Below are 15,290 nucleotides of genomic sequence, written 5' to 3'. Positions count from 1 at the left end.
GATTGCAGGGAAAAGGAGCCCGCCGCCCCGGTGCGCTTTGGCATGGAAAACTGGGACGTGGATCGCTACCGCATCCTCCACACCGAGGAGAAGATGCTCCTCCAGCCCGGCGCGCGCAGGACGCAGGAGACGCCCACCGACATCAGCTATATCAAGGAGCAGCGCACGTGGAGCGCCTATACGCTCGTGGCCGAAATTGCCCGCTATCTGTGCAGCTCGCCGCTGAAAATCGAGGGGCTGCTGCGGCGGAGCGAAGAGGGGCTGGACGCCTTGGTCGCCAGGGTCAACGAGTTCAACGAGCTGCTCTACGACGAGATCATCCCCCGGCTGTTTGACGCGCTCTACGAGGTCACGAATTACGACAAGCAGGAGCATGTGGAAGTTGAGCTTGTCCACGACCCGGCGGGCGGCTTCTTTGAAATCCACGGCGACCCGCAAAAGACCCAGCTTTTCAAGGAGTGGCAGGCCGATGCCAGGAAAAACGCGCTGGCCGGAAAGAGCTTTCACCTTGATACCTACTGCTTCGACTCCCTGCCGGAGCAGGATTTCTTCCTGAATGTCATCCGCCAGGACGACATCAGGGAGGTCTATTTCACGGGTATGCTCACCCACGGCCAGACTGATTTCCACCTCAACTACATCGACCCGGATACGCATGGCGTGCGGAACTACTACCCGGATTTCCTCATCCTGACCAAAGGCGGCGAGTGGCTGGTGGTGGAGGTCAAGGCGAAAAACATGATGGACGACCGGGACGTGCTGGCAAAACAGGCTTTTGCGGAAACCATGCTCAAGGCCAGCCGGATAAAATACCACATGATCCCGCATACCGAGGCAGCGGAGTGGGAAGACAATCCAAAACCACATCCAGGTTTTTTGGTAATCTGATGACGAATCTGGGTGGGCTTCTCATTTTTAGAGGGTTCGCCTCCCATCAGGCTTGGCACCAAAGAGCTTTTTTCTTGGAGCTAAAAACATATGCCGTACGAAACAGAGCAACGTTTAAAGTCATACCTTGACTCGGATTCTCTTCACCAGGAGCAGATGTGCTTGGCTCTTCTTAAAAAAGATAGACGAGTTACGAATGTTACTCCACGACAACCGTATGGAGGCCCTGATGGTGGTCGAGATATTGAGGCTTTATTCAAGGATAGAGATAAAACATTTGGTGCAGTAGGTTTCGTTAACAATGCAAATGATTCAACGGCACAAAAAACAAAAATAAAAAGGAAGTTTAAATCTGACTTATCTCGCGCTTTAGAAGTAGATCAACAACTTAAGGTTTTTATATTTTTTACTAATATTCGTTTTACAGTAGGTGAGAAAAATCTTTTGATTCAGAACGCCAAGGAAGCAGGAGTATCAACTTGTGAAATATGGGATAGAGAGAGGCTAAGGGTAGAATTAGATACTCCAGATGGTTTTTGCATCCGATTCCAATATTTAGATATTCCTTTATCTGAAGAAGAACAGGCTAGCTTTTTTGCTCGTTGGGGTGATGATATTCAATCTGTTATTTCTACTGGATTTCAAAAAGTAGAGGAAAAACTTAATAATATAATATTTTATCAAATAGCAAATGAGGTTTTACAACATCTTACGATAACTATTAAACTTAATAGGATATATCAGGCCGAAGAGATAGGGCATTTTCGCATATTTTCCTTTTTTGATATTACTCAACCCCATTCTCCAATAGATGAAATAATCTTAGGGGCTAGTGATAAGTCACATAGGATGATGCCTGAATCATACAACTATAAAAAAGATCAGCAAGCTGGAATTAAATATGGTATATGTCGAGGAGCATGGGAGAGATATTATGATAAGGGAGATAAATTAATAAGTATTTCTCCTAGTATCGCAACAGGCATGAATGAAGTAGAAAAAATAAGTTTTTCTTATGATAAAGATGGATTTATTATAAGGTATCCATATAATATGTCGATAATGGATATTAATAAATCGTATTTTATTTTTTGGGTAAATAAATCTATTTCAAAATGTATAGAAGAAATTATTATAAGTGCAAACGAATATACTTTAGAAAAAATATATAGTGATTCTTTTTTGATAGATGAATCTAATGTTAATTTTGAACATATCCCTATACACTTTTCAGAAGAAGAAATGAAAGATCCTTGGGTAAGGATAAGACCGAGTGATGGGAATTCACTATTTAAAATTGATTTTCATAAAAAAATTCCTCAGAGAATATTTATACCTGAACAGAATTATTCTTGTTCCATTATAGCTTAAAGTTCACAATTTTCGGATAAACAGCATAGATAATACAATTATAATATTTAATTTACTCCTATCTAAGGGCGGCGTCCATGAGAGCCAAGCTGTAGCTCCATCCACTGGCCAGACGCGAAGCGCTACGCCGTGGTCATACCCTCTACCATGTCCGCCACACGGGTGCAGATAATGGCATTCACGAAGAATGTGGCATCCTCTTCCGCGCCTCTCTCCGCCTTGGGCAGTTTCAGGCCAGACACAGCCAGCCCGGCATCCAGCGTGAACTCCATTTGCCGGTCGGGATCGGCGTCTGAGGTGGCCACCAGATGCAGCTTCTGGATAGCCATGCCTTCCTCAAGAGCCTGCGCCACGGCGTTCAGGCTGTTCTGCACGGCGGCGGCCTTTTCCTCGGCCTGTTCGGAAGCGGCCAGACTGGCGGAACCCATCGGACGCAAGGTATAATCTTCGCACGGATAGTTTCAAAGATTTTCGGTATATCCCCCCAGGCGTTATGGGCATGGTATAAATGCCGAAGGAACGGCTCCAAGTGAGGATGCAATAGGTTTACTGCTGGTTCAAATGATTCCCCAAAAAGTATCCTGTTCCCAATGCTGAGGGAAACCTAAGTCTTGGGCAAATTGGGGGGGGAATTCATCAAAAAGTGTTTTCAGGCGAGAGCTCCATGATGACGCAGGGGAGATATATTTGAGAAAATATTGTATAATGCACGCTGAAGCATAATAGTTCCCCGAATCGGCTGAAAAATCAGGGCAAAAATGAGGAGGATTTTTCTGCAATTTTGGGTGTCGCGTATTTCTTCGATGCCATATCATCCCGTGATGAGCGCATACATTACGCAATAGAGCAAGTGAGGAAATCCATGAAGTCATAAGATTGGCGGGAAGTCCAAACTCCAAACCGATAATCTTTTGCTCTATGCGAACAAGCATGGGAAGAGCCTTACACCATTCTCCCATCGAAAGATGCTCCATAACGATCCATGAAGGTGGAAGAGGTGGTAATTCATAATTTTTATAGTACAACGATACTTCATGGGATTGGTATCGCGGTTTATTCTTGCGTATTTCATCCGCAATAACATCTTGAAAAGTAGCTGCATAAGATGCAGTTTTGAATATTTGAGCATCCATGAACCAATGCGGGCCATGTCGTTGACTGAGCGAGTCCGACATCACGGTTCTGACCGCTATTTCTATGCGCTCTATGGCATCCAAAGAGAGTAAGCGCAGCCTTCGGTCAAAAATATAGATAGCCCAGAGAGCTTCGTAGGTAATCCCTGCCCTGAAATTTCCCTGTTGATCCCGCAAAAAGCGTGCATACCGATTTAATCGGTGGTAGCCAACAGTTTTGATGTGGCGCTGAGCGTGGGATATGTCGGGAATCAATAAACCTTGTGAGCGCCAACGCTCAATCAGGTCTGCCGGAGAAAGGGCGGGGAGAGAATATTGCATAAAAAAGCCGCGCTGTAATTCGCATCACTTTTCTCGCTGAGGAGAAAAGGCTAGGCGCAGCGCGGACTGTTGGAAGCAGAGTAAATCGTGGCGGTGCGCCTGTCAAGTGAATAAATGTCTTTTTATCAATATATGCAGAAGGTTTTGAAACCGTCAAGCGGGAAATTGTTCATTCTCCAGTGATGGGGAAGGAACGGCAGACAGTTTTGAATGTGCCTGCCGTTCTACCCGGTTACACTACGCCAAACCCACCCCCTCCACCATATCCGCCACAGCGGTGCAGACATCGGCATTCACGAGAAACGTGGCATCTTCTTCCGCGCCTTTTTCCGCTTTGGGCAGCTTCAGGCCAGACACAGCCAGCCCGGCATCCAGCGTGAACTCCAGTTGCCGGTCGGGATCGGCGTCTGAGGTGGCCACCAGATGCAGCTTCTGGATAGCCATCCCTTCCTCAAGAGCTTGCGCTACGGCGTTCAGACTGTTCTGCACGGCCACGGCGGCCTTTTCCTCGGCCTGTTCGGAAGCGGCCAGGCTGGCGGAGCCCATCGGGTGCAGGGTGTAGCCTTCGCAGGGGTAGCCTTCCCCGCGCAGGATGGCGGCAAAGAGTTTCGGCATGTCTCCCGCAGGCGTGATGGGTGTAACATCCATGCCGAACGTGGTCTTGAACAGGTCAAGCACCGGCTGCACAGCCTTGGCCGAAGTCGCGCCCACAAGCAGGCGTCCTTTTTCCGCATCCCACAGGCAATCAATCACGGATGGCACAAATTCCGCCCTGGCCGTCAGTTTGGCGGTAATGGCCTCTTTCAGTTCCTTTTTGCGCTTGCTTCCTACCTTTTTGCCGGAGGCGATTTCCTCCCGCACGGCTTCGGCAAGCTGGAGGCGGATGACGGCTCCGGACGCCTTGCGCGTGTCCAGCCGGAAGGAAAAGCCCATGAAACGGGCATCCACGGCGGCCAGCTCAAAACCGTCCGTATCCAGCGGATCGCCAAGGCCCACCCAGCCGAAACGCCTGCCGTCCGCGTCGATTTCGGGGGTGAAGGCGTGTTGCCGCAGGGCGTCCAGATCAAGCGAGGCGGCCGAATCGGCCTTGCAGATGGTCAAGGCTGTACTTGAAGACATGAAACCGGACATGAGAACTCCTTGTCTTTGTCGTGAGGTTGGATGGTGAAGTGATTTGTGTGATTCATTCCGCTCATCTCATGCGCGGACGTGAAATCACAAAGCCGGGTACGCCGCCGGAGGGTGAAGCCGTCTGAACGGCGGCTTTGACTTGCGGAGCCGTGAGCTGCCTGTATGCCTCCACATGCTCCAGGGCTTCCGCCAGGCTGTCAAAGGTGGCGTGAACGGTGCGCGCCCCGTTGATGATATTGTTTTTCTCGTACTGGACACGCAGCCCGATTTTGTCGTTGCCTGTTTGGAACACGCGCAGCTCATAGATTCCTCCGTCTTCCGCCTCCAGAGTCAACGCATGTTCGTTTTTGCCATAAAAATCCGAACCGCTGGCGGAGAAGCCCGTGCCCACAAGCCGGTCATGGTATGATTGAGAGGCGTCGGCGTTTGAGGGAAAATTCTCTACAGTCTGTGTCATGGCCTCGGCTATGCCATACGTTGCCGCATCCTGCCGGGCAAAGGTCATAGCGTCCTCCGCTGTCTTGAATTTTTTGGAAACAGCATAGCGTGGCGCATCCTGGCATGTATGCCAGTGATCATCATCATACATGGTATAAACAGGCCAGCGAGTGGAATTACGAAAATGAGCACGCTCCAAAACATGATGCGTGGAATGCTCATACGCAACATACTCGATTTTGGAGTCCCCTTCACCAAATGCCAACACGGTTTTGGGTAAGGGAGGGAATGGGTACCTGCCCTCCATTTTTGCGGGTGGTGTTTCCTTGAGTCCTCGCCGCGCGGCGTCCTCGCGAGCGGCGGCCGCCCCTTCTTCCAGTGACGCGAACCGCCGGAGTTTCACCCCTTGCGGCACAGTCGCCGTAGTGTGCCACTGGCCATCCTCGTACAAACTTTGCCCCAGGGAGCCGATACTGTTGTTGAAATAGGAACGGCGCAGCACATACCCTTCCAGGGTATAGCCATTATGCTGATTGGACACCGTGTATTCCGTTCTGCCTTCGCCTTCCCCGTATTTCAGCGTATGAGACTGGTTTTCCTTCGGGGCGGCTGGAAGCGGGGTGCTTGAAAGCGGGGCGGCAGCTTTGTCGGCTTCTTTGGGTTGTGCTGCTTCCGCTGTCGTCGGCTGTTCATCGGTCAGAGAGGCTTTCGGCGTCCAGGTGGAAACATAATTTGGATCATCCTGCATCCGCTGTAATTCACGCATGACAGCGTTGTGGTTTTCCCGCGTCAGAGCAAGTTCCTCTTGCTGGGGAAATGCCTTGCCCAGAGCCGCCTTCACCGTTTCCAGTTCGGCACGTTCCTGCCGGGTGCGTTCCCGCTGCTTTTCTATGGATTCGTCCAGTCCCTTGCCGAGAAAGTTGTCCACACGCTGAAACAGACCGGACAGGCTGAGCTTGTCGTCAAAGCTGTAGCGCAGATTGTCGGGCTGGAATTGCTGATCGCCCGCGCCCTGGAGAATGATCCGGAAGCCGTCATACGAGGAGATGCTCATACTTCTGATAATGGTCATTGTGAAGCCGCGATACGTCCCGAACAGCACCTTCGCGCCGGAATTTCTGGTGACTTCCTTGATGCCGCCAACCAGAATATCCCGCATCTTCTCGCCGTCCCTGTCCCCCAGTACCTTTCCCTCATGCACCAGCTCCACCAGAATTTTTTCTTTGCCCTTTTCCGTCATCGTGCGCGTGTTGGCGTCTCTGAGCCGGATATTTTCGGCATAGTCCGCTTCCGCCTTTGCCAGTCGCGATTCAGCGGAGGCAAGGTATTTGAGGCGATCCCGCATCCTGTGCTGGCCGCGCTGATGCTGCGAATACAGGGCTTCCAGCTTGCGTAAATCGCTTGCAAGCTGCACCTGCATGAGAATAAGAGGGTTCCCTGAAGCTGCGGCTTTCATTTCCGCCGCATTGGCGGCTTCTGAAGACACATCATCTATGACACGCTGGAGCAAATCTCCCTTGCGAAACTGTTCTATTGCGGCTGACTTGTACTCGATACATTGCCACATTCTCGCGTCATACGTCTGTTTTGTGGCGTAATTGTATATCTGCACAGAGAAAGTATCGGGATCGCGTTCATAAAACATATTTCCCTGGCGGATAATGCGCCCGTTGCGCTGCTCCAAATCCGAAGGTCGCCACGGCGCGTCCAGATGATGCGCGGCCACAAGCCTTTTCTGCACATTCATGCCCGCGCCCATTTTGGCGGTGGAGCCGAGCAAAATGCGAACGCGCCCGGCATTCATGTCGGCAAAGAGCTTTGCCTTGCGAATGTCCGTGTTGGCGTCATGGATAAAGGCGATTTCCTCGGCGGGAATCCCCTTTGCCATGAGTTTTTGCTTCATGTCATCATACACGGAGAACTTGCCGGAAGACATGGCGATGACCTCATCCATATTGACGACACCGGCAAGAGCGTCGTCCCCGTCATCTTCGGCCATGTCTTCCTGTTCCGGCGTTTCGCGGACAAAAGTGCCGTCCACGTCGATAAGCGCCCCGGATTCCAAATCCTGCCGTTCGCTCTGAGCGGATGCCGGAGCCTTGCCGCCCTTGGGCGTGGACAGGTCGCAGAAGACAAGCTGCGTGCCTTTATCTGCGGAAGTATCGCGCCAGATGTCGTATATCCGCGCCACAGCCGTATTGAGCTTTGAGCCTTCAAAGTCCTCGGCGCCTGGCTTGATAAGCCGGAAATCCAGACCGGCCTTTCGGGCGTCATTGGTGACCTTGAGCGGATTATCAATGTGCGGGTCTTTGGGCAGATTCTCCATGCGGAAGATAATAGTGCCCATATACGTCGCCTGATCGTCGGAGCGTTCCACCACTTCATTGACGGGTTTGCCGCCCTTGACCGGCGGTGTCAGGGGCCGCTCCCCGGCCTGTTTCGCCTGTTCGTCCAGGTCACTCCTGGTCACGACATCGGCAAAGGTGCGGTACATGGAGAGCAGTTCCGGCACGTTCTGGAACTTTGCAAAGCGGCTTTTCAGCTTGTAGTTGACACTTATTTTTGTGGATAACTTATTGATATTACAGAGTATAAAAATTTAAAAAAAATTTTTATACCCGAAAAAATACCCACTAAAATAACGGCTTAAAATGGATAGTGGTATCGCAACTTGGCCATATTGGACTAAAAAATGTAAAAACGAGAAATACCCACAAGCCTTTATATTTGCGAGATAAGACCTTGTGAGCGTAAATTTCGTGGCAGTCGTCGATGAACATTTGAAAGAATGGGGTGGTGTGTCTGTCGCCAAGAACCCCACATTGCGACAAGCCGTTTTCGGCGCGGAGCAATGCGGGTTGCGACATATTTTGTGTCAAGTTATTAGTTCAGGGTAATGAGTATTATTGATTACTCGTATAGTGCCACCAGTTTCTTGACAACATATTGCATAATGCTTGATAATGCACAATTCAGCATATCCATTAGCAAAATGCAAATGACTAAAGTTTTATCGTCTCAATGTTTACCCTATCCTTGTTCAGTAGTACTTCACCGACTAACATCCTATTTCATAATTCCAGGAATAGGGTTAGGAATATTATTATATTGTATTTGTAATGGAGGCCAGCGGCCTGAATCTTTAGGGTTATTAATAAAATTCCAAAATTCTGGTGGCATATTACCTCCAGTAGATGCACCTGTGGCAGGCACAATAACAAAAGTTTGACCAAAGAAAAAACGATTAAGCATTGTTTGAATTTCAAATAGGGGTGATATACTTAGCACAGCTAGAATATTACCATATTGATACCAATTTCTAATTTGATAAAATGAATTTAAGTATCGGGCTAATGCATTTTGGTCAATAAATCCAAAAAAATATATTATATATACTTGCATTATTGTTTCTCCTTAAGTTCAGGGTTGGATGTCATGTTCGTTTCAATTATCCGTTCCGGTTTGCTTTGAGATCGCTCCATGTACATTAACATATCATATTTAGTTTGATATTCATCAGAACGTAAGTTATGCGGAGCTGTTAAAGCGAAATAGATACCTATAATTAAACCGGCTAATATTACTATACCGAAACCTATGCCTGAAGCTATCATTATCCATTCAGGTACATTAGGTATAGAAAATGAAAAAATAAATACAGTTCCTAAAATCCCCATCATCCATAAAAATGGATTCATTACACTACGTTGGCGTACATTTGTAAGCGCTCCTGCGATATTACCAAAAAAGTCTTTTCTGTCGTTGTCGCACATAACATCACCAATAGACTATCATCACATAGTTAAAAGTTTTATGAATTAGCTTCGTCATATAACTTTACGAGTCCTATTAATAATCGTTTTATGGAATTATTCAGTCATTATTTTTTTAGCTTCTTTTTCCCTTTAACAAATTTACAGATGATACATCGTTATGTGGAACACATCCTATAGCGCATACTACTATTTTTCAAGAACTCTTCCGCAAATGACTTCTTTGGTTAATTTTTCTTTCCTCAGTTTACAGACTTCATAGCGGTTGCCAGCATCCATTTTTTGAAGTTGAAAGCTTCTACAGCCATCAAAAGATTAATTGTATCTCCCCTTGGAGAAAGGCTGAAAATGGGGCCTTTCTTCAGGATTAGAGCAGATTACCTTTGACTTTTTATAAAAGTCAAAGGTGGCATTCAGGCGAAAAACGCGGTTTTCGCCTGAATGTACGCCGCGTTGCGGCGGCTGCCGCTTTCACGTCAGCAGAGCATTTTCAAAGTGAAAATGCTCTAGCCTGTTCTGTTATTCTCTGAATTGAGCAACGGCGCTTACGGATTCAACGAACTCAAGGATATTGCCGTCGTCATCGCAAGCTATAAAAACACCGTCATTCTGTTTACGAATCATGAATATATGCAAATCAGGAGTGGCAAGCGCGTTGGTACAAATGGCCAGGATATAATCATCATGGCGTTCTTTCAGCGTCTTGTATTCATTTGGTGTGAGCTGGACGGATATTTGCTGCCCAGACAGGCCTTTTACTTCAATCAGGAGTTTTACTCCACCTGGATGCTTAGCGGTCAAATCCCAGCCACAATTGTCTTTCTCCACAGATTTAACTTTAAAACCTAGCTCCTGGTAATAGGCTTTCGTTGCGTCAACGGCGTTTTGCTCCACGAGCAACTTTGCCTCCAGATTGACGCTCTTTGGCGCTGCAATGGCTGCTTTTGTCTTGTTGAAGCCAGATATATATTTCCTGACTTTTCCTCTGAAACCTGGAATCTTGTCTCCGTACCATACAGGACTTTGGCCGTAGCCGCCTTTGGTTTGATGCGCGCTTGGAATGATAAAGGCGCGTTTGCTTTGCGGAACGCAAAAACCGTCATCAGCATGGGTTTTGGCAAAATAAAAGAACCGTGCGCCATCTATTTTCCTTTTTGGCAATTCGCGTGCCTTTCTGTAAAGGGTGGCGTTTCTGTACCAGCCAATGATATAAGCGTTGCCATCATCCGGATTGCGGGAAAAGAAAATGACATCTGTCCCTTCGAGATGATCATCCGCGGGATTCGCGCCAATACGGTCAATATTGATGCGTGTCGACTCGTCGGTGTCCTCATTCCATTTGGCAGGCGCATAGCCAAATAACCAGCCGCCTGTCGGCAGAAAGTTGTATTGCTCATGCCCAGTTCCGTTTTTCTGGATATACTTGAAGTCACCTCTGAGTCTGTCGGCCTCTGTCTGGCCACGGTAATTAACCATCCAGCCAATGTTGAAGAAGATCATTGGAGAATCATTTTCTGCCACTGTTATTCCTCCATTTGAGGTATGACATTTTTACCAAGCAAGGCCAGTATTCATAACAGTGTCCGTCAGTGAGCCTGTTGTGCGCCAGAATGACGCTCAATCATCTTGCTTATTGATGTGATGACCAATTCATCCCAGAATCTTTCGATTAGTTCGTCGAGTTCGTTTTGCAACTCAGCATGCTCCTTAAACCATTTTTCAATGTGGTTCAGCACACGGACTTTAAACCCTGATCCTTGTCCCCATTCAGAAGCGCAATCATGCCACATATGTGTCGATGTTACTTTTTCGCAATAAATCTCTGTTCCGCAGTTTGAAACAGCTTCCAGAAATTTTATTTTCATATCTTTGGTAAAAATTTCAATATCATTTATGTATTTTTCAGCAACGGTCAAAGATTCATCAGCTTTTAATGCATTGATTTCACCCTGAAATCTGTTAAACCACTTGTCGAACCTTTTATTGGCGTCTGAAGTTGCCGAATTTGAAATTACATAGCAGATATTTAGATTTTCATATAACCCGCGTCTGCGCGTCGAGGCCCATAGAGTTGAAGGGTGCGCGCTATAAAACACACGGTTTACGTCCTGAAATATGTCTCCCATCCTAGGTAGAAGCTTACTGTTTCCCTTTAGAAAAAATGAAAGTTTTTTTGTTAGTTGCTCAAGAGCTTGCAAATACGCGACCTCTTCGGCATTATCCATGGCATAGTCCATAGTCAGCGCAAGCTCATTTATTTTATCAGCGTAGTTTTCCCTGAAATCGCCTATTTGCTTTTTCAATTGGGCAATTGTTGCCTTTGGATCATCTTCAAATGCATTGTAAAAATAAATCGGGATCTTATCAGAAACGGCGTCGTTAATCTGATCGGTTTTTATTTCATAACCTTCCTGGACATCATATGCCATGTTGCCAAGATCATCTTTGACTTGCAGAGCTTCACCGGAATGCGGCAACACAAGTAGGCCGAATTTGCCGTTCTCAACTGAAATACCAAGATCATTTTTGATATGATCAATCATTTCTTTAGTTGGCTTGCCTGAAGCCTCATTAAACCTGACGCAAAATACTATGATAGTTCTTTCACTCTTGATTTGACTATCTATATCTGATCTTACGATTATCTCATCTATGCCTTTTGTATCAATAACAGAAATATTGTACTTGTGATTTGCAGATATGTTAAAAATTGTATTGAATTTTGGTACTTGCAAGGACATTATTTTGGGCATAGGCATCTCATCGGCACGACCATTATTAATTTCGTTGAATTTTTCAGCAAGCCAAGTGGTGGGATTTTTGGAGGGGTTTTTGTCAAAAACAATATTGGTGGTATTTCTGCCCTGTAAATTAATCCTGCTCAGTATTTTGACTTTAAATTCATCTTCTGATGACGAATTTGAGACAAGTTCTTCAATAGGATCAAAACGTGATTTTCCGCGTTCATTCTTTGTGCGCTGTACGGTAAGTTTTGCCATATTCCTAATGGCTCGTTCAATTTCCTTGCTCTGGGAAATAGTATCACGTTTTTTATAATTCTCATTTTTACAGTACCTGGACCAGAAAACCTTGCAGAAATCTGAAATAATATTGTTAAATTCGTCATCTCCATATGGGATAATATTTATTCCATAATTGTCCGAATCGACAATCTGCACTTCGCAAATGGTTGTACCTCCCGCTCCTGTTTCCAAGATTGGTTTCAGCCTTTCAGATGTCGCGGTATCACTTCCAGTAATAAGCAGGTTGAACAGGTAACTTATCGCAGTCGACTTGCCAATTCCTATTGAGCCAAGAAAGGCGATATTATGATTTTCGGAGCACAGATATTTTGATATTGCCAGCAGTTGTTCGTGCCCTTTTGAAAGATAGGTGCGGAGCGGTGAGGAAATTTTGTATCTGGCCAAAAAATCAGTAATCTTCCGGGCGATTTCCTCGGCATAAATCAATGAATCATACTGCGGATTCCAGAAATCCGGAATTTCTAAATGTGTCCAACTGCTTGACAGAAACTTCTTGAATCTGGCCGCATTTGGAGTGCCCAACGCTTCTAGGTATTTTTCGGCATCGTAAGGAGTGTAGAATTCCCCATTCTCAATCCGCGATAATTTCGCCTGGTCAATTCCGATTTTTTTTGCCAGGCTTGCTTGGCTTAAGTTGGCCTCGCTCCTTAACCGTGCAAAACAACGCGAAATCTGATTGATTATCTGCTCTTCCGTCATGTCTTCCCTCCAAGGGGAGAGCCTATATTACCATGCACATGGTTGTCAACATATATGCATTTGTCATTGCGCTGGTTATTTGACATAAATGGCACTCTGGAAGTAAATGCCTTTTCTTTTACAAATTGTATGTGCCAACTTCTGCAAATTCGAAATCATATAACTGCACGGGTATCGTGGGGCTGTGTCTGCCGCCAGGATCCCGCATTGCAACAAGCCGTCCCCGGTCGCGGAGCAATGCGGGTGGCGGATTTTATTTGAGAATCCTGTCCCATACGGCTACATCACACACGCATAACGCTACAATTCCACCAATGAAAGCGATCAGGGACAGGGCAAGATGCAGTTTGCCATATTCCCGGTCATGTGCAAAGTCATTCACTGCAGGAATAGAGGCGGCAATCCCTGTGAAGATTATGCCAAGGCTTGCCAGCGGCATCCACGGCACAAGCAAAATATCATGCAGGGGGCGTACTTCTAGTGCTCCAAGTTGAAACCCAGCCCACATGCACGCTGCGGAATAGGCAAACATGGCAATAATTCCCATAATAATCATGGGCACTACTTCGCCCCACTGGATTTTGCTGGCCAGGTATCGGGCCTCCTCCACAACGCTTTTGGTAAGGCTCGCTTGGGTCTTTTCCGCTTCTTTCCGGGCGGTTTCGCGCATATTGTCCATGATTGTATTGCTCATGGTTCCGATTTTATCCGGCAATTCCACATAAAATGTCCGCTGGTATTCCAGTGCCTGCAAAAGGGGCCAGAGGGCGTCATCCTCGCGAATTTGCAGGGAAGCGGCCACTTTTCTAAGCCTCTCCTCCTGTTCCTTTGTAACCTTTTTGCCGGAAAACTTTGATAAATCAATTTGAGTGTCCATGCCCATGATTATTCTCCCATGACTGTTTCAAGCATTTTGCCGCACAAGTTACGCCAACGCTGCAATTCCGCCCGTGTGCCGAAGGGCATTTCAGGATGGGCGGCGCGGATGGACATGCGTCTGGAATAGAGCCAGTCGGCCACGCGACCGGCCACCGCCGGAAAGTCCAGCGTCATGCCGTTCTTTTCCACCACTTCCCGCGCTTTGGAGCTGTTATACATATCAAAACGCCGCGCTTCACCGAAATACAGATTCCGGCAAACGTGGATGGGCACGTCCGTGAACACTTCCTGAAAGGAATGCAAAAGCTCTATGGAATCACGGTGCCGGTTGATTATCCAGAAAACAACCAGTTCCCGCCGCATTTCCCGCAGGGCTTCCTTCATGATGTCGCCATAACTGGCCGTGCTGGTTTTGGTGCGGGCTGCGGCATTGATGACCACGGCATGATCCGGGCAGTTCTGCACAGTGTCCAGCAGCTCCGCCCAGCCGTCGGCATCGTCCAGGCTGTTCAGACGGCAGAGCAGCTTCGGCAGGGCAAGCTCCTTGTGCGCCTTGAATACGTCCGGGTTGTCGGTATCGGTATCCACAAGCAGGATGTTCGCGTCCCTGTTGAGCAGATAGTCCACAAGGGCGAAGGAAAAGAGACTCTTGCCGACGCCGCCCTTGCTGCCGCCAACATAGAACACGCTTGTTTGAATGTTCATGATCAAAGCTCCGTATCGGGTATGTCCGGCGTATAGTAGGCCGGGGTATTCTGCTCGGTTTTGTCCTCTTTGGGAGGAAGCACAGTTGTTTTTGTCTGTTCAGGCCGTGGCTTCGGCTCGTGTTTTCGCGGAGCCGCCTTCGCGGGAAGCACTTTTGCCCGGATGACGGGCGCGGGAATGATCACGTTGCCCTGGGCCATAATGTCTGCCAGTTCCTTCACCGTGTATCCCTTTTCAATCGCTTTCAGGATATGGGCGTTGAGCAGGTCTGCGGCTTCCTCCCGCGTCTTGCCGAGATTTTTGTCCGGCAGGTCGTCCAGGATTTTCCGCATGGCATTGATGTCTTTCACCGGAATACGTTTGAACTTTCCCATGCGTTTCCTCCTATCTCATCCGCCTGCGCGGTCGGCTCTGGCGTTCCCGCTCTATGCGCCGTTTTTCAAGGTCGCCAACAAGGTTTGCAAGCTGCTGTACACTTCGCTGACATCGGTGAACAATCTCTTCAACGTGCGAAGTTCCGTCTGAAGCAGCATCTGTTTGTCCTCCAGTACGTTCATCCTCGTGCTGAAAGCCGTCAGCCGGGCATTGCAGTTCTCCTCCATCCGTTTCAGGCTCTGTATCAGCATCCGTTCTGTTTCGGTCATGAATGGTATCCTCCTGAAGCTGGGGCAAAAGGAGGGCTTCCTCGCGGGGGAGCTGATTCCATTTTGCCGGATAGCGTTTGATGTTGCAGGCGGCGCGTTTTTCAATGGCGCGCTCAAAAGCCGGTTGCAGACGGGCAACCATGCGCCGCGCCGTTTCCTGCTTCTTTTCTTCGGATTTTTCCTTCGGGGCGGCTTTGGGCGTCCAGCCTCTGGCGTAAAAACCTCCCCTGAAGCGCATCTTCATGCCGCTGTCCGGGGCGATGA

At 47.8% G+C, this 15,290-nt stretch carries 13 protein-coding genes and 1 pseudogene; 3 read left to right on the top strand and 11 right to left on the bottom strand.

Annotated features, from left to right (window positions below):
• Positions 1 to 888 (top strand): annotated as a pseudogene (locus tag G7Y51_RS11565) (type III restriction endonuclease); the annotation flags it as partial.
• 162 nt (positions 889 to 1,050) lie between these two features.
• Complete coding sequence (locus G7Y51_RS11560) at positions 1,051 to 2,259, top strand: hypothetical protein (protein ID WP_165177663.1); 1,209 nt, start codon at positions 1,051 to 1,053, stop codon at positions 2,257 to 2,259.
• Positions 2,260 to 2,381: 122 nt separating this feature from the next.
• Here G7Y51_RS11560 and G7Y51_RS11555 read toward each other — a convergent pair whose 3' ends face one another.
• From G7Y51_RS11555 to G7Y51_RS11505, 11 genes are all read right to left on the bottom strand, one after another.
• Positions 2,382 to 2,696: a hypothetical protein gene (locus G7Y51_RS11555; RefSeq protein WP_165177661.1), complete on the bottom strand. Its 315-nt coding sequence runs from the start codon at positions 2,694 to 2,696 to the stop codon at positions 2,382 to 2,384.
• Between the two features lie 120 nt (positions 2,697 to 2,816).
• The gene (locus G7Y51_RS11550; protein WP_165067990.1) at positions 2,817 to 3,713 is read right to left on the bottom strand and encodes an Abi family protein; all 897 of its coding nucleotides are present in this window, start codon (positions 3,711 to 3,713) and stop codon (positions 2,817 to 2,819) included.
• A gap of 237 nt (positions 3,714 to 3,950) precedes the next feature.
• Complete coding sequence (gene rdgC / locus G7Y51_RS11545) at positions 3,951 to 4,844, bottom strand: recombination-associated protein RdgC (protein ID WP_165177659.1); 894 nt, start codon at positions 4,842 to 4,844, stop codon at positions 3,951 to 3,953.
• 61 nt (positions 4,845 to 4,905) lie between these two features.
• On the bottom strand, positions 4,906 to 7,794 hold the full coding sequence (locus tag G7Y51_RS11540; RefSeq protein ID WP_165177657.1) for a helicase C-terminal domain-containing protein: 2,889 nt from the start codon (positions 7,792 to 7,794) through the stop codon (positions 4,906 to 4,908).
• A 554-nt stretch (positions 7,795 to 8,348) separates the two neighbouring features.
• Positions 8,349 to 8,684 (bottom strand): hypothetical protein, encoded by a 336-nt coding sequence (locus tag G7Y51_RS11535; RefSeq protein WP_165177655.1) that lies wholly within the window; start codon positions 8,682 to 8,684, stop codon positions 8,349 to 8,351.
• The gene (locus G7Y51_RS11530; RefSeq protein ID WP_165177654.1) at positions 8,684 to 9,055 is read right to left on the bottom strand and encodes a hypothetical protein; all 372 of its coding nucleotides are present in this window, start codon (positions 9,053 to 9,055) and stop codon (positions 8,684 to 8,686) included. The genes G7Y51_RS11535 and G7Y51_RS11530 overlap by 1 nt, the downstream gene beginning before the upstream one ends.
• A gap of 519 nt (positions 9,056 to 9,574) precedes the next feature.
• Complete coding sequence (locus G7Y51_RS11525) at positions 9,575 to 10,576, bottom strand: DUF3883 domain-containing protein (RefSeq protein ID WP_165177652.1); 1,002 nt, start codon at positions 10,574 to 10,576, stop codon at positions 9,575 to 9,577.
• A 65-nt stretch (positions 10,577 to 10,641) separates the two neighbouring features.
• The gene (locus tag G7Y51_RS11520; protein WP_165177650.1) at positions 10,642 to 12,798 is read right to left on the bottom strand and encodes a helix-turn-helix transcriptional regulator; all 2,157 of its coding nucleotides are present in this window, start codon (positions 12,796 to 12,798) and stop codon (positions 10,642 to 10,644) included.
• A 253-nt stretch (positions 12,799 to 13,051) separates the two neighbouring features.
• Positions 13,052 to 13,681: a hypothetical protein gene (locus G7Y51_RS11515; RefSeq protein ID WP_165177648.1), complete on the bottom strand. Its 630-nt coding sequence runs from the start codon at positions 13,679 to 13,681 to the stop codon at positions 13,052 to 13,054.
• 2 nt (positions 13,682 to 13,683) lie between these two features.
• Positions 13,684 to 14,382 carry a protein mobD gene (locus G7Y51_RS11510; RefSeq protein ID WP_165177646.1) on the bottom strand — a complete coding sequence of 233 codons (699 nt, stop codon included), beginning with the start codon at positions 14,380 to 14,382 and terminating at the stop codon, positions 13,684 to 13,686.
• A 2-nt stretch (positions 14,383 to 14,384) separates the two neighbouring features.
• A complete protein-coding gene (locus G7Y51_RS11505; protein ID WP_165068032.1) occupies positions 14,385 to 14,756 on the bottom strand; it encodes a hypothetical protein in 372 nt (123 codons plus the stop codon).
• A 187-nt stretch (positions 14,757 to 14,943) separates the two neighbouring features.
• Here G7Y51_RS11505 and G7Y51_RS13610 point away from each other — a divergent pair.
• The coding region (locus G7Y51_RS13610; protein WP_206214328.1) for a hypothetical protein at positions 14,944 to 15,290 on the top strand (347 nt) is incomplete at its 3' end.

It is taken from the genome of Desulfovibrio sp. ZJ369, from assembly GCF_011039085.1.
Lineage (GTDB): Bacteria > Desulfobacterota > Desulfovibrionia > Desulfovibrionales > Desulfovibrionaceae > Desulfovibrio.
This window is presented reverse-complemented; position numbering and strand designations above follow the sequence as displayed.